Annotated in this window: 13 protein-coding genes; 1 reads left to right on the top strand and 12 read right to left on the bottom strand. The window is 43.9% G+C overall.

The window, feature by feature from the left end; all coding sequences use genetic code 11:
• Window positions 1-75 precede the first annotated feature (75 nt).
• The 12 genes from Q0482_RS03635 to Q0482_RS03580 form a co-directional block, all read right to left on the bottom strand.
• Window positions 76-813 carry a metallophosphoesterase gene (locus Q0482_RS03635; protein WP_299143500.1) on the bottom strand — a complete coding sequence of 246 codons (738 nt, stop codon included), beginning with the start codon at window positions 811-813 and terminating at the stop codon, window positions 76-78.
• A gap of 78 nt (window positions 814-891) precedes the next feature.
• Entirely contained in the window at window positions 892-2313 is a 1422-nt protein-coding gene (locus Q0482_RS03630) for a restriction endonuclease subunit S (protein ID WP_299143497.1), read from the bottom strand.
• Entirely contained in the window at window positions 2313-3731 is a 1419-nt protein-coding gene (locus Q0482_RS03625; RefSeq protein WP_299143494.1) for an N-6 DNA methylase, read from the bottom strand. The genes Q0482_RS03630 and Q0482_RS03625 overlap by 1 nt, the downstream gene beginning before the upstream one ends.
• Window positions 3728-7051, bottom strand: coding sequence for a type I restriction-modification system endonuclease (gene hsdR / locus Q0482_RS03620; protein WP_299143492.1), 3324 nt, complete (start codon window positions 7049-7051; stop codon window positions 3728-3730). Before hsdR ends, Q0482_RS03625 begins: the two co-directional genes overlap by 4 nt.
• A 186-nt stretch (window positions 7052-7237) precedes the next feature.
• Entirely contained in the window at window positions 7238-8122 is an 885-nt protein-coding gene (locus Q0482_RS03615) for a serine hydrolase (RefSeq protein ID WP_299143490.1), read from the bottom strand.
• Between the two features lie 48 nt (window positions 8123-8170).
• On the bottom strand, window positions 8171-9151 hold the full coding sequence (locus tag Q0482_RS03610) for an oligopeptide/dipeptide ABC transporter ATP-binding protein (protein ID WP_299143487.1): 981 nt from the start codon (window positions 9149-9151) through the stop codon (window positions 8171-8173).
• Window positions 9144-10139 (bottom strand): ABC transporter ATP-binding protein, encoded by a 996-nt coding sequence (locus Q0482_RS03605; protein WP_299143484.1) that lies wholly within the window; start codon window positions 10137-10139, stop codon window positions 9144-9146. The genes Q0482_RS03610 and Q0482_RS03605 overlap by 8 nt, the downstream gene beginning before the upstream one ends.
• A gap of 10 nt (window positions 10140-10149) precedes the next feature.
• A complete protein-coding gene (locus Q0482_RS03600) occupies window positions 10150-11106 on the bottom strand; it encodes an ABC transporter permease (protein WP_299143481.1) in 957 nt (318 codons plus the stop codon).
• Window positions 11107-11126: 20 nt separating this feature from the next.
• Entirely contained in the window at window positions 11127-12077 is a 951-nt protein-coding gene (locus tag Q0482_RS03595; RefSeq protein WP_299143478.1) for an ABC transporter permease, read from the bottom strand.
• Window positions 12078-12179: 102 nt separating this feature from the next.
• Complete coding sequence (locus Q0482_RS03590) at window positions 12180-13772, bottom strand: ABC transporter substrate-binding protein (protein WP_299143477.1); 1593 nt, start codon at window positions 13770-13772, stop codon at window positions 12180-12182.
• Between the two features lie 193 nt (window positions 13773-13965).
• Window positions 13966-15573 carry a D-aminoacylase gene (locus Q0482_RS03585; protein WP_299143475.1) on the bottom strand — a complete coding sequence of 536 codons (1608 nt, stop codon included), beginning with the start codon at window positions 15571-15573 and terminating at the stop codon, window positions 13966-13968.
• 154 nt (window positions 15574-15727) lie between these two features.
• Window positions 15728-17065, bottom strand: a complete 1338-nt coding sequence (locus Q0482_RS03580) for a hypothetical protein (RefSeq protein ID WP_299143474.1) — start codon at window positions 17063-17065, stop codon at window positions 15728-15730.
• A 432-nt stretch (window positions 17066-17497) separates the two neighbouring features.
• Here Q0482_RS03580 and Q0482_RS03575 point away from each other — a divergent pair, with 432 nt between their 5' ends.
• Complete coding sequence (locus Q0482_RS03575; RefSeq protein WP_299143473.1) at window positions 17498-18961, top strand: tetratricopeptide repeat protein; 1464 nt, start codon at window positions 17498-17500, stop codon at window positions 18959-18961.
• Window positions 18962-19988: the final 1027 nt, after the last annotated feature.

Raw genomic sequence — 19988 nt, 5'->3', positions numbered from 1 at the left:
AAAAATATGATTTTTTATGAAAGGTCTTTCAGAATGAAAACAGGGAATCACAATAAGTAAGCAGCAAAGAAATCTTCAACTTTCTTTCCCATCCCTCATAAAAGGCTCCACGTGGTCCATCATGATTTCCAGCTTTCCTATGGTCACATCCACGTGGAAATGGCCGGCGTACCATTTCTTGTACTGCAGGGAGTCCTCCACCCTGTCCAGCCAGTGTTCTGTGGACTGGTCCACGCCGGGCCAGGGACGGAGGTGGAGGGCTGGAATATATCGGGCGGGGATGGTGTGGGTAAGCAGGGCATCCACTTTTCCCTGCTTTTTTTCTATGGCTTTCTCCACCCGTTTCCGGATCCTGCCATCCGGCTGCTCGTCGGAAAACCAGGGCCATCCCCGGACTAGACGCATGGGCTTATCGGGGCTGTAGGCGCCGCCGATAACCAGGGTTTCTGTGCCGTCCAGATCATAGACCTCCCCGTCCTTGGCGAAGAGGATGGATGGAAAGGCGGACTCCACGTACACCCTGCCGTTGTGCCAGTCTTTCAGACGGTAGGCCTTTTTGTCCGTCCTGCCGCCCCACTCATCCACCTTCACCACCCGGGTAGGCCGCATTTCGTGGTTGCCGTGGATGCAGAAGAGGGTAATGGGAAGCTGTGAAAGCATCTGCTTTTTGCGAAGGTCCTTAAGGCCATTGGAAATATTGATGCCTGCGTCTCCAAGGATGATCATAGTATCCTCCCTGGTGGTTCCCATTTCCATGCAGAACCGCCGGATTTTTGCGAATTCTCCATGACAGTCGCCGGTAATGTAAATCATAGGAGCCTCCTTTCTATTGGCCGCCGAAATGCGGAATGACCACTTCCTGTGAATAACAGGGGGTGGTCATTTTTGCATTTACGACTTTGAAACTTCTTCCGATGCCATGACCCGTTCCTTAAGCAGGTCCATGGCCGGCGGGTCTGAGGGGTCCTGTGTTCCCAGCTCTCCACGAAAAGCCCGGGCCAGAATGGATTTTTTCATAAGGTCGATTTGGGATAATGCCTTTTGGACTCCATCATGAATTATCTTTTCTTCTTCCATCAATGATTCAATATGATTTACAATCTTTACTTGCTTATCATTGGATGGCATAAAAATAGTCAAATTTCTTATATCACCCAGACTAAGGCCCACTTTAGTAGCGCCCCGTTCTTTCTTTTGAAGCTGCCGAAGTCCTTTATCAGAGGTAAGGTACCAGGCCAGAAATCTTCCTTCTTCCGGATTAACGGGCCTTGCTAATGCAATATGCTGATTAATATAAGCTTCCTGTGAAATGTGGTCAATATATCCAATCATTCCAACGTCTGCAGTAATAGAAATAAGAATATCATGATCCTGTACCAAACTCCGCTGGCCTTCAGCTTTATCCGGCAAATCAACATACTGTACATCAGTGAAATCTGGTTCAATGGTACCATGTTTCAGATTTCCCATTCTAATAAAAAGAGCACCCTTCGAGCTATAATATTTCGCCCATCCGCGAGAGCCACTTGTGACGTACTGGAATAAATCTTTTGCAGGGGTCGGTCTCCACCCCTTCGGCACACCCATTTCCCCCGGTGCGCTGTCCCCTGTCCATTTCCCGCTGAAGGCTTCGTGAAGGATGGCGGCGCGGCGGGCTTCGTATCCCTCCAGTACTTTCTGCAGCCGGTCCCTGGCTTCATCAAGCTTGGCAAAGAGGCTTTCGATTTTGTTTACGATACGCTGCTGCTCCGGAAGAGGAGGAAGCGGAAATGGAGAATTTTTGATATAATTTTGCTTCACATTGTTAATATTCACTCCATTAGCCAATTTTCTTATGTTATTACGATATAAGGCAGTTTCAAAATAGTAGTCAACAAACCTAGAATTCACATTTTTTAACGGTCTAATCAATAACAAAAATGCTCCAATCGCTACATTTGGGCATTCTTTATGGACTATGCCGGCCTTTCCAATCACAGACTTACTTCCTGTCGATGCCACAATCACAACATCATTTTCCTTTATGTATTGTGTTTCACTAATTAGCCTTTTATCGACAAAAACATTATCATTCGTTTTTAGATTAACAGTTCCTTCCTCTATATTGCCGCCTCTAAGAATTAATGCATTGTCTATTGCAGAAATATTTTGGACATCATTCTTCTTATATGTCACTCCACGTATAACTTGAACAAAAGGCTCTACTTCCGTCCACACCCAACCTTTAGGCAATTCATAGGGCCATTCTTCTTTGGGCAAAAGGGCCTGGGTCAGCTTTTCTTCCGGGGTGAGGACTTTTTTCTTCGATTTCATCAGGCCTTCTCCCCTTTCCTGCACCGGGCCAGTTCGTCTGCCACCTGTTTGAGGAGGTCCACTGCTTCTTCCAGCTGGCTGGCGGCAGCTCTGGCGCTTTCTTCGGGATCCGGCAGGTCTTTGTAGTCCAGCACCGATTCATCACGGATGAGCCCCAGGTCCAGGCTGTTTCCTTTTTGTGCAATTTCTTCTCTTGTGAATTTATGCCACCGTTCATCACTGACCTTCTCCCGATCTTTGGCTTCATAGGCAGCCATAAAGCCGGTAAAGTCGCTTTTGGCTAAAGGATGGGTTTTGCCGAAGGAGGGCATATTGGTGCGGAGGTCGTAGTACCACACTTCGCTGGTGTTTCCTTTATCTTCTTCGCCCCGGGTGAAGAAGAGGACATTGGTTTTCACGCCCTGGGCGTAGAATATGCCGGTAGGAAGGCGCAGGATGGTATGGAGATTGCATTTGTCCATCAGGTCCACACGGATTTTTTCACCGTCACCATCGGCAAAGAGGACGTTATCGGGAAGTACCACCGCCGCCCGTCCGCCCCGTTTCAGGGAGCGGTAAATATGCTGGAGGAAGTTCAGCTGCTTGTTGCTGGTGGGGAATGTGAAATCGTCACGAGTGGCCCGCTCTCCCCCTTTCTTTGTCCCGAAGGGCGGGTTCGTGAGGACCAGATCATAATTTTTAAACTCTTTGCCCAGGCTGGAAAGGGTGTCACCCAGGGCGATTTTGCCATTCATGTCATGGAGCATGGCATTCATAAGGGCCAGGCGGTGGGTGTCGTGCACCAGTTCGCAACCGGTGAAGGCATCGCCTGCTTCGAAGTTGGCGGTATCCTGGTCCAGGTCGAAGAAATCGTCGGTGTGCTGCCTTACGTATTCATGGGCGGCAATCATGAAGCCAAAGGTGCCGCAGGCTGGGTCGTTGCACCGTTCGCCGGGCTGGGGTTTTGTGAGTTCCACCATCACGTCGATGAGCACACGGGGCGTGAAGTACTGTCCGGCGCCGGATTTCTTTTCGTTGGCATTCTTTTCCAAAAGGCCTTCATACAGGTTTCCCAGACCTTCTTCTTTGGCAGAGAACCAGTCCAGTTCATTAATGGCTTTAATGATTTTTTCCAGATTCTTTGGTTCATCGATTTTCGTCTGGGCACCTTCGTAGATTTCACGGATTCGGCCCTGGCAGTGTTCTCCCAGTTCTGTCAGGAGATCCTGGTAGTACTTTTTCAGTTCCAGACCGCTTTTTTCCGTCAGCACGTCCCAACGGTAGGCTTCGGGAATATGGGCTTCCGCGCCCGTTTCCTTGGCCATTTTCAGGAAGAGGATGTATGTCAGTTCCGTTACGTATTCATGGTAGGTAATGCCGTCGTCCCTTAAGACGTTGCACAGGTTCCAGAGTTTTTGTATGATTTCCTGGGTATTCACGCCGGATGTCCTCCACTCGTATCATCATCGTCATAGAGATAATCGTTCAATTCATCAAGTATATTTTCCAGCTTGTTTCCGAAGGCTTTGTCGGCTGTACGGAAACCGCCGGCGCTTTTCAGGCGTTCGTCTTCCTCGAAATTGTCACGATTGAATATGTTTTCTGTGTCCAGTATTTTTTCAATCCGCTTCAGCCAGTTCTTTTCTCCCTGGGAGAAGGCATGGTTTTTGCGGAGTCTGTCCATGGCCCGGTGCACCCGCTCTTCATGGCTGATGAGGGGTGAACCAAGGGCTGCCCGCCGGACAAGGCTGATAATGTCTACCAGCATGTCCCGGCTGCTGACCTGCTGGAGGGCGGAGTTCAGCTTCTGCTCCGTAAACCCTTCCCGAGCCAGTTCCGCCCTAAGCTGTTTCAGGTCGCTGCGTTTCATATCCCTGGGTCTGGTGCAGAGAAGTTTCAGCGCCGCGATTTCATTTTCGTTGTTTTTTATAAATTCCGTAAATTCATCCAGATAGTCCCTGGGCGCTATGGCGGTGTTATCCTTTCCGTAGCCTCTTTTCACTTCTAAAATCTTATCCGGGATGTTTACGATGTAGTGGGAATCTCGGATGAAGATGTCATGTCTATCAAGCGGGGCAAAGACTTTTTCTTTCCGGAGCAGCTCTTCCTTGATTTTTTCTAGAGGCAGGTCCCGCAGATGATGGACATAATCTTTCACATCCTGAGTCCCCAGCCCCTGGAGAAGAATATCCTTGACTTCCGGCTTGAGGCGCGGCAGTTTTCGCTGAAGCTTCACCAAGATCTGGTCTACGTGATCCCGGATATCCCCTTCTTCCGTAACCGTATGGAGACCGGTGAAGAGGTCTTTGAAGGTGGTTTTCACACCGGCGGCCACCGGTTTCATATCGGTCACTTTAGCCATTTCTGCAAATTCTCCGACAGCGTCAAAGATATTGAATTTGTACTTCCCGATTTCATCACAGCGGCGGGTGGCCCGGCCAAGCATCTGTTCAAAGAGGATACGGGACTTCACGCGGCGGAGGAAGACCAGATTCGTAATGGAAGGCACATCCACGCCGGTGGTGAGGAGGTCTACGGTCACCACTACAGAAGGATACTCTTCATTTTTAAACCGCTTGATAGCATCGTCGATTTTATTACGGTCGCCGCCGAAGGAGGTGCCTGTGATTTTGACGATGGCATCATTGTCCACGCCCTTTTGGGTAAAGATTTCCTTCAGAAGCTGCACCACCAGGTCCGCATGACGGTCATTAGCCGCAAAAATCAATGTCTTGCCGCTCATCCGCGGGCTGGAGGGGTCGATATATTTCGCAATTTCCGTCAGTACAACCCTGTTGAAATCTTCGGTAATCACCCTGCGGTTCATGTCGTCCACGTCAAAGTTCATGTCATCGTCCAGGACCGCTGTATCCACCTTTTCCGGTTCATCGGGCTTGAAAATACCGACGGTGTCCCCTTTTTTCAGGTGGATGCCATGACGGGTCATTTCTGTTTCAATCTGCACCGGCGCATCATGGTCGATAAGATAACCGTCGATGACAGCTTCCCTGTAGGTATACCGATAAATGGGCATACCAAAGATTTCCGTGGTCTGGAGGGCCGGGGTGGCGGTAAGTCCGATCCGCACGGCGTCAAAGTAATCAAGCACACGGCGGTACTGGCTCTGGAACTTCTTTTCATCCCGATAAAGGAGCTCCCCTTCCGTCAGTTCCCTGTCCAGTACATATCCTCTGTGAGCTTCATCCACAATGACCAGGTCAAAGGCGGATACAGATAGTTTGGTATCTTCTTCCTCTGACGGAAAGAGGCGGCGTATCATACCCTGAACCGTGGCAATCTGTACTTTTACCTCCGGCGCCAGTTCCGTTTCATCCAGACGGTTAATGGTATAAAGCTGGTTTAAAGACTGCAGGCCCTCCAGCTTCACTTCCGAAAATTTATCAAAGGCCTGCTGTCCAAGGGTATTCCGGTCCACCAGATAAAGGATGCGATGGAAACGTCCGCTTTTAAGGAACCGGTATATGAGGGCCAGGATCACTCTTGTTTTACCGGTGCCAGTGGCCATGGCCAGAAGGATTCTATCCTTTCCCTGCCGAATGGCCTCCTCTGTCCTTTTCACCGCTTCTATCTGGTAGGGATAGAGATGCAGGCCGTCTGGGTCCTTCAGTATATCGTCGCCCAGGGCTGCCAATTTCCCATTTCTTCCGGAAATATCCTGCTTCAGCAGTGCTTCCAACCCTTCCGGGCTCATCCATCCTAAAAGGGGTTTCGGCGCATTATCCACCTTCCTCACATCACGGAACCAGATGCCGCTTTCCATGCGGCACTGCTCAATGTAGGGACGGCCGTTGGCGGCAAAGAGGAAGGGCACCTTATACTCTCCCCATGTGCCAATCACGTATTCCTTATCTACGGCCCGGATATGGGCAGCATATTCATGACACTGGTCATCCAGCACGGAGCTTACATTTTTGAACCGCCGCTTGGCTTCAATAATGCCCACCAGTTTTTTCCCAATAAAGAGGGCATAATCCGCCCTATCCTGCCGGCGTCCATCCTTGTCGGTGCCGTCAAAGGCGCTAGTCGGCCACTCCGCAATGGCTTTATTATGGTGATTTTCCGGTCTTGCTCCCCGGGCATAGGTTAATTCCCTGGAATCCACCTCCCAGCCAACCTGCCTCAGCTGCCGGTCGATAAGGTACCGCGTCTCCTCTTCACTGATATCCCGATAGTTCGATGCTTTGATATTCTGCTGAACCCTCTGCTTCTTAGGCACCTTGAGCGCATGTTTTGCTTTCTCGCTGGCAGCACGGGAGAGCTTCTCTTCTTCCGGGGTCAATTCCATGGGAGCCGGCGCCCGCTTTGCCGCCTCATCTGGAGCTGCCGCTCTTTCCTTAGGCATGACAAAAGGCTGCTCCTGGTAATGATAGTCCCCGTAGGTCACCATAAACCACTGACAGAGACTGTAAGCCACCCTCAGGCACAGCTTCGCATCCTCCAGAGAAGAATAGTCGTCATGAACCGCCTGATTCCCCAATTTCCTTAAAATGGTCAGACTTTTTGCCTCCTGCGGAAGCAGATAGTCCTCCGCCAGAAGCCATCGTATCCGCGCCACCTGTGTATGGTCTGTGGGATCCATTTCCTTATCATACTGGAACATAAGCTCCACCATCTTCTCACCTAAAGACCGGAGCTTAAACATGGTGGTATTCGGGTCCGTATAGAGATATTGTTCCGCTTTTTCTCCCAGTTCAGCCAACAGGGGAAACTGCTTCTCCAAAAATGAAAAATTGCTCATGACCTGTCACTCCTCTGCCAAGGAATTTTATAAATATTATAGCATATTTTCACATTTGGCTCCCTGCCGAAGGAATGAACGATTATAAAAAATCGAAGGAGTAAAGTACACTCTCTTCGATTTTCACTGCTCTGTAAACAGGATTATATAGTTATGAATCATATTTCAGAGTAATTTTAGAAAAAATCAGATATAAAGACTGTAAATATCTCTAGATAATTCCGCTAAACTTTGTTCATACTTATGTACATTTCCAAGGTTTATGCTATCCTCTTGATCTGTTGCATTTCCATCATAAAAAAAAGCTAAAATATAATCACCTTTAGGAGTAAAAACAATTCCTGCATCATTGACTAATTGCCCCATAGTACCAGTCTTATGCGAGACTCTGATATATCCCGGTAAATAGTAAGGTATGCGGGTATTTGTCAAGCATTTACTCATAATCGTTAATAGATTATTACTAACCCAGGGAGAAACCACTTTCTTATGATAAGCATTTGCCAGAAAGCCCGTAAGATCTGATACTGTTGTATAATTGGACTTCCATGTGATCGTATCATGGACGGCTGCCTCATTCTTTTTTTCAAACGTCCGGTTATTGAGACCACTTTTCCCTCCATAGAAATCAGAAACCATCTCATTGCATGTCAAAATGCAAGTGGTGTGATTCATAAGATTGGGCCGCAATATAGCTTCTTTAATTTCATCCTTATCACATAATGAAAAGAGTATATCTGCGGCGGTATTATCAGATAAAGACATCATCAGAATAGCATAGTCATATAAAGATAATTCTTCTCCACCATGGAAAAATTTCAGAATTCCACTTCCAGGGCTGATTTTTTTCGGACTCATAATAATTTTGTCAGCCCATTTTAATTTTCCTAATTCAATTTTCCTCAATATATCTGCTAATATAAATATCTTACAGATGCTTGCAGTGGGCATTATCTTCTTTTCGTTGACGAAACAAGTTTCGTTAGAACAAAGATCCATCCATCCTGCAGCAAATTCGCCAGGGAATTGATTGATATACTTATCGAAAATTTCTTGAATTTTATGCATCATACAAAGCCACCTTCTTTCACAATTGTGTAAAAGAAAAAATTCACAGAATTACTTCAAGTTCCCCATTTTGAAACAAGCCAGCCGATGCTTACTACCTGTAGACAAACTTTCTAAAGTCGGTGGCGTCTCTGCACATTTCGAATCACAATATGGACAGCGGGTACTGAATGGGCATCCTTTGGGCACATGAAGCGGCGAAGGCATTTCTCCTTTCAAAACAATATGCTTCTTATGCAAATGTGGATTCGGAGAAGAAAGGGCTGACAGAAGAGCCTTTGTATATGGATGGAGAGGATTGGCAAATAGTTCTTCCGTCTCTGCTTCTTCCACCAGGTGGCCTAAATACATGACACCTATACGATTGGAAATATGTTTTACAACGCTTAAGTTATGTGTAATAAATAAATAAGATACATGTGTCTCATCTTTAATATCTTCCATCAAATTTAAAATCTGAGCCTGAACAGAAACGTCTAGGGCAGAAACCGGTTCATCACATATAATCAGCTTAGGCTTTAAAATCAATGCTCTTGCTAAACCAATACGCTGCCTCTGCCCGCCGGAAAATTCATGGGGATATCTAAAGAAATGTTCCGGCTGAAACCCCATAAGGTTCATAATTCTTAATGCGGCTATAAACCTTTCATCAGCACTGCCAACATGCTGGATTTCCAATGCCTCTGTCAAAGTATTACCAACACGTTTCTTTGGATCCAGTGACATATAAGGGTCCTGAAACACCATTTGCATCTGGCTTCGCATTGTTCGCAAATCTTTTTTATTCTTTTTCGTAAAATCATTCCCCTCAAAAGCCAAATGTCCATCAGATGGTTCAATGAGTCGAAGGATACAGCGTCCCAGTGTGCTTTTTCCACATCCGGATTCGCCAACAAGTCCGTAAGTTTCTCCTTTATGTATAACAAAAGAAACTCCATCAACAGCCTTAACAAATTCGCTATGTCCATGATTCTTAACGGGAAAGTACTTCTTCAGGTTATTCACTTCCAATAAAATATCTGAATTAATCATGATGATTTCCCTCCATAACAGAATACCAGCAGCGAACATAGTGACCATGCCCCATTTCTCTTAGTTCCGGCATTTCCATTTTGCATTTAGTAGAAGCGTAGGGGCATCTAGGCGCAAACCTACATCCATGCGGGACCTGATAAAGTAACGGCACATTGCCTTTAATCATGAATAAGCGCCTCGGTCGGGCTGCATCGATTTTAGGAATAGATTTAATAAGTCCACGTGTATAAGGATGGGCAGGGGAATCAAATAAGCTATAGATATCTCCCTTTTCCACAACCTGCCCTAAATACATGACAATAACTTCCTGGCAACTTTGTGCAACTACCGACATATCATGAGTGATAAGGATAATACTCATTCCCAGCTTTTTATTCAATTCTTTTAATAAATCTAAAACCTGGGCCTGAATTGTAACATCTAAAGCCGTAGTAGGCTCATCAGCTAATAGCAGCTTAGGATGGCATGCTAGGGCAATTGCTATCATAACCCGTTGCCTCATCCCACCGGAAATTTCATGAGGATACTGTTTTAACCGTTTGTCCGGCTCATTAATACCAACTAATTCAAGCAATTCTATTTCTTTTGCTGCTCTCTCTGTTTTTGAATAATTCGTATGAATCCGAAGCGCTTCATCAATCTGTTCACCAATAGTATATACAGGATCCAAAGCACTCAAAGCGTCCTGGAAAATCATGGAAATATCCTTGCCACGAATTTTCTTCATATCTTTTTCCGACATAGTTATCAAATCTTTGCCAGAAAAATAGATTTTTCCATTATAAACTACCTGCTTGCCTTTACCTTCATATAACTGCATAATTGACTGCATTGTTACACTTTTACCACATCCGGATTCACCTACTATACCCGTGATTTCCCCAGGCTGAATAGTAAATGAGACTCCATCAATAGCTTTTAAATAACCATGATCTGATTTGAAAGATGTCGATAGATTTTCAATTTTGAGCAGCGGTTCATTCATAATTAATCACCTACTTATTATGCGGATCAATAACATCGCGCAATCCATCACCCAGCATATTCAATCCTAATACGGATACGGCCGTGATAATTCCCGGAAATACTATCATCCACCATGCTTTATAAATAACAGTTTTACCTTCCATTAATATATTGCCCCAGCTAGGAGTCGGAACCGGAACCCCCACTCCAAGAAAACTCAAAGCAGCTTCCACTATAATTGCCTTAGCAAAAATAAAGGACGTCTGAACGATAACTGGTGAAAGAATATTGGGTGCAATATGATGCCAAATAATCCGGTTTGATGTGGCTCCTATACAGCGCATTGCTTCAATATATGTCATCTCTTTTACAGCTAAGGCCCGGGATCTAGCAATTCTTGCAATGGTAGGTATGTAAACTAAGGTCAAGCTTAATATTACATTATGAGGACTAGGGCCAAGTACAGCCATAAAGGCTATTGCCAAAAGGATGGCCGGAACTGAGCTGATACCATCGCAGATTCTCATTAAAACTGCATCAAGCTTTGGATAATAACTTGCATATAAACCTATTGCCATTCCTAAAACACAGGAGAAGAAAGCAACGCTAGCACCGATAATCATAGACATCTGCGCTCCATAAATTATTCTGGCTAGGAGGTCGCGTCCAAATGTATCAGTCCCCAAAATATGAGCCATAGATGGATGTGCTAGACGATTTGATACATCCATTACATATGGGCCTTTAGGGGCGATCAATGGAGCAAAGATAGCTAAAGTAAGAACAAATAATACCAGTACTGATCCTATCACTGCATTACGATTCCTAAGAAATTTACGTCTAAATTTGGCGCGTTCACTTTTAATTAATTTTTCGCGTATTTTTCCTAAATCATCTAAATTCACTATCACAAGATCATCAGGATTAATATTTGAACCATCATTGATTGCCATCTGCAGCCTTTCATCATACTCTGCCTTTTCCATATCACTCACTCCCTTTCTTCTCATTTTTCTAAGCCAATACGCGGATCAATAATTCTATACAAGATATCTATAACCAAATAAGTCAATACATTAATTACGGCTACAACCAATATGACTGCCTGGATGACCTCATAATCTCTTCGACTCACAGAGTTAACAATCAATTGACCAATACCTGGAATATTGAAAATGGTTTCTGCAACAGCAGCCGCCGATATTACGCTGATAAAAGTCTGCCCCATCGCCGTTAAAATTGGGAGAGAAGCGTTCTTCAAAGCATGCTTAAGCATAATGCATTTATCACTAACGCCCTTTGCACGAGCCATTCTGATAAAGTCCGAATCCAAAACATCCATGAGAGAAGATCTTGTCATACGTATCAGCAAACCAGCTTCCACTAGGCCAAGTGCAAATGATGGCAAAATCATATACCGGATATTCATCAGGAATCCACTATTTCCAATTGCTTTATATCCAGCTGGTGGAAGAACGCCTAATTTTACAGAGACAAGTAAGATTAAGAGCAGAGCCAGTAAAAAGCTGGGAATAGAAATACCAATCATAGCTATTCCAGAAATAATCTGATCCGTGATTTTATATCTTTCTTTTGCCGCTATAATCCCTAGCGGAAGAGATACCGCAAAAGCAATAAGCATGGAATATAGCGTTAATTCCAGTGTAGGAATCAAATGCGATAAAATAATGCTTGTCATGGATCCTTTCATAAATACAGATTGTCCCAGATTTCCTGTAAGAATATTCCCCATCCATCTCAAGTACTGAAAAATCAATGGCTGATTCAGTCCCATCTGTTCTCTCAGCCGTTCTACCGCTTCAGGTGTTGCCTGATCCCCTAAAATAACCTTGGCCGGATCTCCAGGAATCAGGTGAATCAAAAAGAATACAATAAATGACATTATGAGAAGAACTGGGACGATAGAAATTACTCTTTTGAGAATATATTTTCCCATTCCACTCACCTCCTAATTTCACAAAAAGTTTAAGAATAGGCAGCAGGGATTGCAATAATATTTACTGCAATCCCACTTCCCCCATTTCTTTTATATATTATATTATTTTTCTACGGTAAGATTCCACATATGTGGGCCTTCGAAGAATACAGTATCTTTGACCTTTCCAGAAGCAACATCAAGTGCAAAATAATCACCAAATTTACTAGCCGGCACATATTCTTCCCAGCAGTATTTCTGCAAATCTTTCCAGTTGCTAATTGCATCGTCCAAATTATTGGACGTTGCAATGCTCTGCAATGTGCTCTGGAGATGATCATCTGCGCTCCAGCCGTCCCAGGTAGAAGAAATATACAAAATCTGGTTAGGAACTGTTACAATAGGAGATCCGGTAATAAATGCATCATACTGGCTCGGGTCTTTGCGTGTCCCCAGGAACGTAGCCCAATCAACAACCTGTAAATTAGTTTTTACTCCAATACTTTCCAGTTCACTCTTAATAACAACCGCTGCGTTATAAAATTCCTGATAAGAAGAGGATACAAGGATATTGAAAGTTTCTCCATTGTAACCAGCTTCAGCTAACAATGCTCTAGCCCTTTCCGGATTATGTGTGTTATACCAGTTATTTCCAGTATCTGCATACCATTTGTTGTTTTTATTCTGAACATAGCTGGATTTAAGTTCATAGAAATCTTTATCTGCTACAGCAGCTGTCAGAATATCATCATCATTCAGAACTGCATTGACAGCCTGACGAATTTTCGGATTAGAAGCCAGCCCCTGCTTTTTGTTATAGCAAAGAAACATATCTCCACAGTCTTCTCTAAAAACTTTATAATCATTGTTATTCTTGAAAATACTGTACTGATCAACAGGAAGCCTGATAGCCATATCATATTCCCCAGACTGCATTCCGGAAACACGGGTTGACGGATCCAACACAAAATCGAATTCTACATCTTTGGTCTTAGCTTCTTTATATCCGCTCCAACCACTTACTTTACCTTTATCGCCATAAGGCTGATAATTATCAAATTTTTCCAGACGTACATAGTTATCCGGTTTGATATCTGCGACTTTGTAAGGGCCTGTACCAATATAGTCTGTAATCATGTGTGTCTTGGGGTCAGCTTTATCAATTGTTGATTTTGGCACAATGATAGGTGCCGGATTAATGCCTGCAATTAAATCATTGAGCATAAGGGATGGTTTACTCATCTGCACTTTAACCGTATAGTCATCTACCTTTTCAAAATATGCCCCACCCGTAGCTTTTTTAGCCTGGCTGTTTCCATCAATCCACCGATTCATAGATGCTACTACATCATCAGCTTTCATTTCATTTCCATTATGAAATTTGACCCCTTTGCGCAAATGATACGTGTACTGTGTGGCATCCTCACTCACATCTATCTTTTCTGCTAATTCTGGAACCACCTTATAGTTTTCATCAAAAGTCACCAACATTTCATAAACATTTCCAAGCATCATCTGCCTAGCCAAGGTAGATGTGGTTTTACTGATATCATAGGAATCAGGCTGTGCATTGACTGCAACTTTTACTGTATCCTTAATATTGGCAGCCCCATCAGAACCATTTTTATCAGCCCCTCCACAGCCTGCAATCAGTGCTGTAGTTACAGCGGATGCAATTCCACATAAAGCCAATTTCCTCAATAAATTTCTTGTCATAATAATCACATCTCCTTCGATACGACAGAACCCAAAATCTGAGTTTGAAATGGATAAATAAGAAAACACAAAAGCGGAGCAGCTATATTTGCTACTCCGCAATTATATTTTGTTAGAATGTTTGAAATAATAACTTTGATGCACTCATTGTATCACAACAAACCAGGCTGTAAATTGTCTTAATAATGTCTTTTTATCGCATCAAAAGGATTCTCCCCGGATTCTCACCAGTAAGATGCTGGTTTTCATAAACGATTTTTCCACCTACAATAACAGCTTTAAACCCCTCGCATAATAAGGTAGGTTCGCTATAACTAGCTTTATCTGTCAGTTTGTCATAATCAAAAATCAGAATATCCGCATCATAGCCATTCTTTATCAATCCCTTTGTCTTCATATAGTAACGATTCGCAGTAAAAGAAGTCATTTTTCTAATCATTTCCTCCAATGAGAACAGCTGCTTTTCTTTTACAAATACTCTTATAGCATGTGGAAATGAAGCATATGCTCTAGGGTGTGTCATGTCATGTCCTGACTTTAATAATCCATCTGTACATACTGCAGTATTTTTATACTTGATAATTCTGGTAAGGTCCTCATCACACATAGTATAGTAGATTGCACCAACGGCTCCATCATTTGCAATCATAATTTTGCAGTAAGCATCAAAGGAATCCATTCCAGTTTCATCAGCATATTCCTGAATCGTCTTATTTGCAGCTTCCGGAAGGCGGTATGAAGAAGCAATATAAATACCAGACCAACCGCCAGAATTGATGTAATAATTTTCATAATCAGTATGCTCGTCCATCATTTCCTGATGAATTTTTTCACGTGTTATTGGGTTTTCCAAATAATTAACAATGCCAGATAAACCTTCGGAATAGTATTTGGAAGGACAGCAGTCCGCTAAAAGTGACATACATGCTGTATAAGGATATTGATCACAACTTACATCCAGTCCCTCCTCATTGGCTTCTTCCATTAATTCAATGGTTTCTTTAGACATTCCCCAACAAGCCTTCCCCTGAAGTTTATGATGAGAAATAATCAATCTGACCCCTGTTTCACGTGCCACTTCAATTGCTTCTTTTATCGCATCAATAGATTTGGTAGATTCATTTCTAATATGAGTAGTATAAACACCTCCATATGATGCAACTATTTTAGCAAGTTCAGTAATTTCCGCTGGAAGTTCATATGTGCTTGGAAGATAAATCAGACCTGTTGACATGCCTGCAGCTCCTGCTTCCATAGCTTCCTTCAAAAGAGCTTTCATTTCCATTAATTCAGTACTTGTAGGTTCTCTGCTTTCGTCTCCCATAACAGCACACCTAAGTGCTCCGCTACCAACAAGAGGACGAACATTCTCCGGAATAGCTAATTTCTGTGCATAGTTAAAATAATTAGAAGCCGAAGTAAATGTTCCCATTTCTTTTGGTGCTCCAGTTTCAGGAAGTGTAAGATAGCAATTGTCAATCCAAGTCTTGCAATATTTCTCACTTACAGGAAACAAGGAATAACTGCACATTCCTGTAACCTGCGTTGTGATGCCCTGATTAATTTTTGCTAAAGAGCCAAAATGTGTTCCTAAAATCATATCACCATGCGAATGCGAATCAATAAAGCCAGGACATGTAACTAATCCTTTTCCATCTATAATCTTTTCTGCCCTATCTTCTGTATCAACCGGCAGAAGGGTAATTTTTCCTTCTTTTATACCAATGCTACCTTTAAAGCCAGGCTCTCCTGAGCCATCAATAATTGTTGTGTCTTTGATAATCAGATCATACATTTCCATGATTAACCACCTCCATAGATACACGAAAGCGAGGCCACGCTTGGTCTCGCTTCATTGTGGTGATATGAACTTTAATAAAAGCCCTTCTATGTAAGATAGTCTAATTCTCTACCTGCAGACTGTAAATGGTCTTTATTTTGTCTTTAAAAGTGTCCTAGAAATTGAAATTAATCTTTATAATTCTGCTCGGTCTTCCAATATCATAAGCTGCCTGTTTTCCTATCACATGCAGGTATCCTGCAATTTCTAATTTATTGACAACTCGATCCACACTCCTTCTGGATATATTCATAGAAACAGCCAAATCTTTTGTTGTAAATGTGTCTTTTCCTTCTTTGCTCATAATTGAATAAATTTTGAAAATATTTTGCATACTTACTTCTGACTTTTCTGCGATCATTTGAATCGTCTTATCCAATTTGTCCATATCATCTGAATTAGTATTACGTTCATTAGTGCCAATGGGCCCTATTATGTTGTTGGAATCATAAATAACATAAGCGATATTACTACCACAATTTTTGGCACGAATCAGTCCTAAATTAGCATTTTCTTTTGCTTCCCTGACTGTATTTCCATATCCAATGCCCATACATAATGAAATAAGGAAATGATTCTGCACCTGATGTAGTATGTCCAAAGACTGTAAATGGTTAGTCATTGTTTCTAAAATTTCTCGAGTAGTAAAAATTAGAAAATTACGATATGTCGGTTCAACGACGGTTGCTTCTAATTTTTCAGCCAGTGCGTAAATATACAAAGATATCCCATTTCTATCCTGCATAAATAGCCGTTCATTTTTTGCAAACATAGAATATTCATTTGGTAAATTAATTTCTATAGAAAGTATTACTATCTGACTCTTTTGATTTTTCTTCGCTATATATTCCGTCTGAATTTGATTAATTGTTTCTCTACAAACATACGCCGTTGGATAAGCAAAAAAGGCGGGAATATTCATTTCTTTCAATTTTTTTAAAGCACCAAAGCAGGGAGTTACAACACATGAAATGTATCCTTTTTTCCAATTATTATAGTGAAAATTAAATACAGTTTCGTTATAATAATCTAAGTTCAATCCCCTTTCTTTAATGCTTTTATAGCTTAAAATATACTTAGATTCCGGCTTCAAATTTAAATTCTTGCATACCTCTGCTAAAGAAAATTCATCATAATAATCGTAACTAATTTTATTAATATCATATCCTTCTAATGAGGCCTGCAAGACCGCTTTAAGTAATGACCCAGAATATCGGTTTAGATAATGCCATGTAATTTCGGGATTGAGGTAATGAAGTGCATAATCATATGGAGCTGACCCAGAAAACAAAAGAGCATCCAATCCTTTTTGTTTATTTCTCAGTAACTCAATCACATCCTTATAATTATCATAGTAGAAAAAAGTAGCTATAATATCCTTATATTCATTATCTATAATATATTTTACGATGTCAAAATTTGAATCATTGGGAATTACAATACCTAATCTCATAATAGACGCCCCGCACTTCTTCAAATTTTAGAATATAAATAATATCAAGCCTAATCATTTACCCAAATTTTAAAAAAAGAAGGCCGCTGAGAATTTAACCCTCAGCGGCCTTCTTTACACTTTTTTGAATTTATAATAAGGATACACCCAATTACATAATAATGCAATATAACACATTAGGCATACAAATATTTTTCTTGAATTTTCTAAATGAATCTGATAAAAAATTCCATTAAAATAGAGTTTCTCTCTTTGATTATTTCATACCAACCATAAATTCCCTGAATTAAGATAATGGCTAGTCTCCATACTTTTTCAAAAAGTATTCGCCATATCTACCATGCGCCCCTTATTTTCCCCCTCTCCCCCGCCATTCCATGATATACTATGGCTAAAGAAAATCACATTCTACCAAAAAGGAGGAGGAACTTTATGAAGAAGAAAATTGCTGCCATGCTGGCAGGCTGCCTGCTGTCGGCGGCAGCCATAGCGCCGTCTTTTGCAGAGGGCGGTGCTGCCCCATCGGCGAAGGCTGCCGGCGCACAGGGGGTGCTGGAGAGTCTCTATACCCATATTTCAGAAGACGCAAAGGCCGAGGCGCCGTCGCTAAAGCCCGCAGCCGTAAGGCTCACGCCGGAGCAGGGGAAGAAGCTCCTTTCCGCCATGGCGGAAAAAGCGGTGAAGGAGCATCCGGACCGGTTTGAGGCCTATGTGTTCCGGGGCGCCATGTATTACACGAACGGGGAAAAGGAAAAGTGCTTTGCGGATCTGGACCATGCGGTGTCGCTGGCGCCGGAAAATCCCCTTGCCTACGGTTCAAGGGCGGAGTTTTCCGCCAGAGACGGGAGGGATAAGGAGGCCCTTCAGGACTGGGACAAGGCGCTTTCCCTGAATCCTACCGATGAGGTCAAGGATAAAGTCTATATGCAGCGGGGCCTTTTCCATATGTCCAGAAAGCAGTATGAGGCAGCGGCTTCCGATTTCAGAAATGATTTGAAATATGCCAATCCGAAGCTCCGTTTCGCGGTGCAGATATTTACAGGCGACTGCTATGCAAAGCTCGGAAAGAACGGGGAAGCGGAAAAGTCATACCGGGAAGCAGTGAAGGACAATCCGAAGAATCCTTTATGCTGGGATATGCTGGGTCACTTCTATAATTTCACCGTGAAGCAGCATGACAAGGCCAGGGAGTGCTATGATAAGGCCCTTGCCCTGGCGCCTAAATCGGATATGATTCTCCGTGAGGCCGGTGTGAACGAGCTGGGGGCTAAACGGATGGACAGGGCGGTGACCTATTTCACAAGGGCCATCGAAGCAAATCCCACCCACCGTCTCAGCTACATGCTCCGGGGCACCACCTATGGGGTGATGGAAAAATATGAACCGGCTGCAGAGGACTATACGAAATACATAGAGCTCACCAAAAAGCCGAAGGCGGAAGACTATATCCTCCGGGGCGGCTGCTACAGCAAGCTGGGACTTTACGATAAGGCCATTCAGGACTACACAAAAGCCTCGGGGCTGGAGCCGGAGAATTACCGTCCCTATGAATCCCTGGGGTACAACTGCTCCCTTAAGAAGGACTATGACAAGGCCATCCCTTTGTATGAAAAGGCCATCGCCCTGAATCCAAAAAGCGGGGAGGCTTATAACAACCTGGGCTATACCTGGTTTTTGAAAGGAAATAAGGATAAAGCGCTGGAGTATTTAAACAAGGCCATAGAGGTCTCCCCTGCCTACGCCGAATCCTACCGTTCAAGGGCTGAGGTGTATGAGTCCATGGGAGAATACGATAAGGCGCTGAAAGATATGAACCATTTCGTGACCCTCTCCCCCAAAGACGCCAAAGGCCGTGAGTTCCGTGACCGGCTGGCGAAGAAAGCGGGACACGCCTGACGGCGTGAGGGTTGTGAGTGAAAAGGTTCTTAAGATTGACCGGCCTACGGCCGGGTTCTCAGGTTTGACGGGCCCTTTGGGCCCGAGGGTTGTGGATTGCCCTGCGGGCAATGAGTATGAAGTCAGCGTTACGGGAATGCCTTTCTGTCACATAAGCCACCCTAAACATGGCGGTGAATTAGCCACCTTCGGTGGCTTTTCCCCCTTTGGTGCCTTACGGCACCACCTTCGCCACGGTGTGAAGCGTGTCACTGGATTTTCGGGTCACTGCGTTCCCCTACAAATCCAGTTCCCTTGCCACCCCGCTGTATCGGTCGGGCGACAAAAGGAAAGCGCCCTTATGGGCAGGCTAGGCGCCTTACTTCGCCCGACTTGCACATCCTATGCAGGATGTGCACAGTGGACAATAAAGCTTCGCGAAGCATTGCCATCAAAAGTTGCTCTAAATAAAGCACGGGTTGTTGTGCCCCGCCTGCGGGGGAAAGGTGGTGGCGCCAGCCACCAAAGGGGGCGGGCCCTTCGGGCCCACAGGTTATGAATAAAAAGGTTCTTAAGTTTGACAGGCCTTTAGACACGCCTGCGGCGTGCACAGCGAACATGATTTGAAGGAGCGACAGCGACGCACAAATCATAGTGAGTCGTTTCCCCTTTAGGGGTGAGGGTTCAAAAGGTTCAAAAGGTTCTCAGGTTTGACGGCGTGTAGGGCCACTGTGTGGCCCGGATTCAAAAGGTTCAAAGGGTTGTGGATTGCCCTTCGGGCAATGAGTATATAGTCAGCGTTACGTACTTACTATTAGTGTCACCAGTGCTGCATGACGTAGTGCGTTAGCCCCCTTCCTCTGGAATGGGGTGTCGCCGTCAGGCGACGGAGGATAGCGGCCTTTCGCAGAAAGGGAGGCCGAGGCCCTGCAGGGGCCTCGGATGGCCCATAGTGGCATGGAGCTGTCTTCAAGTGTTCCTCAGGGCTCCGCCCAGCTCCTTCCTGCGGGTGGCAATCCTGCATAGGATTGCCAAGTCAAGCGACATT

This window comes from uncultured Dialister sp. (genome assembly GCF_937959425.1).
Lineage (GTDB): Bacteria > Bacillota > Negativicutes > Veillonellales > Dialisteraceae > Dialister.
The sequence above is the reverse complement of the archived record's forward strand: the minus strand, read 5'-3'. Positions and strand labels throughout refer to the sequence as shown.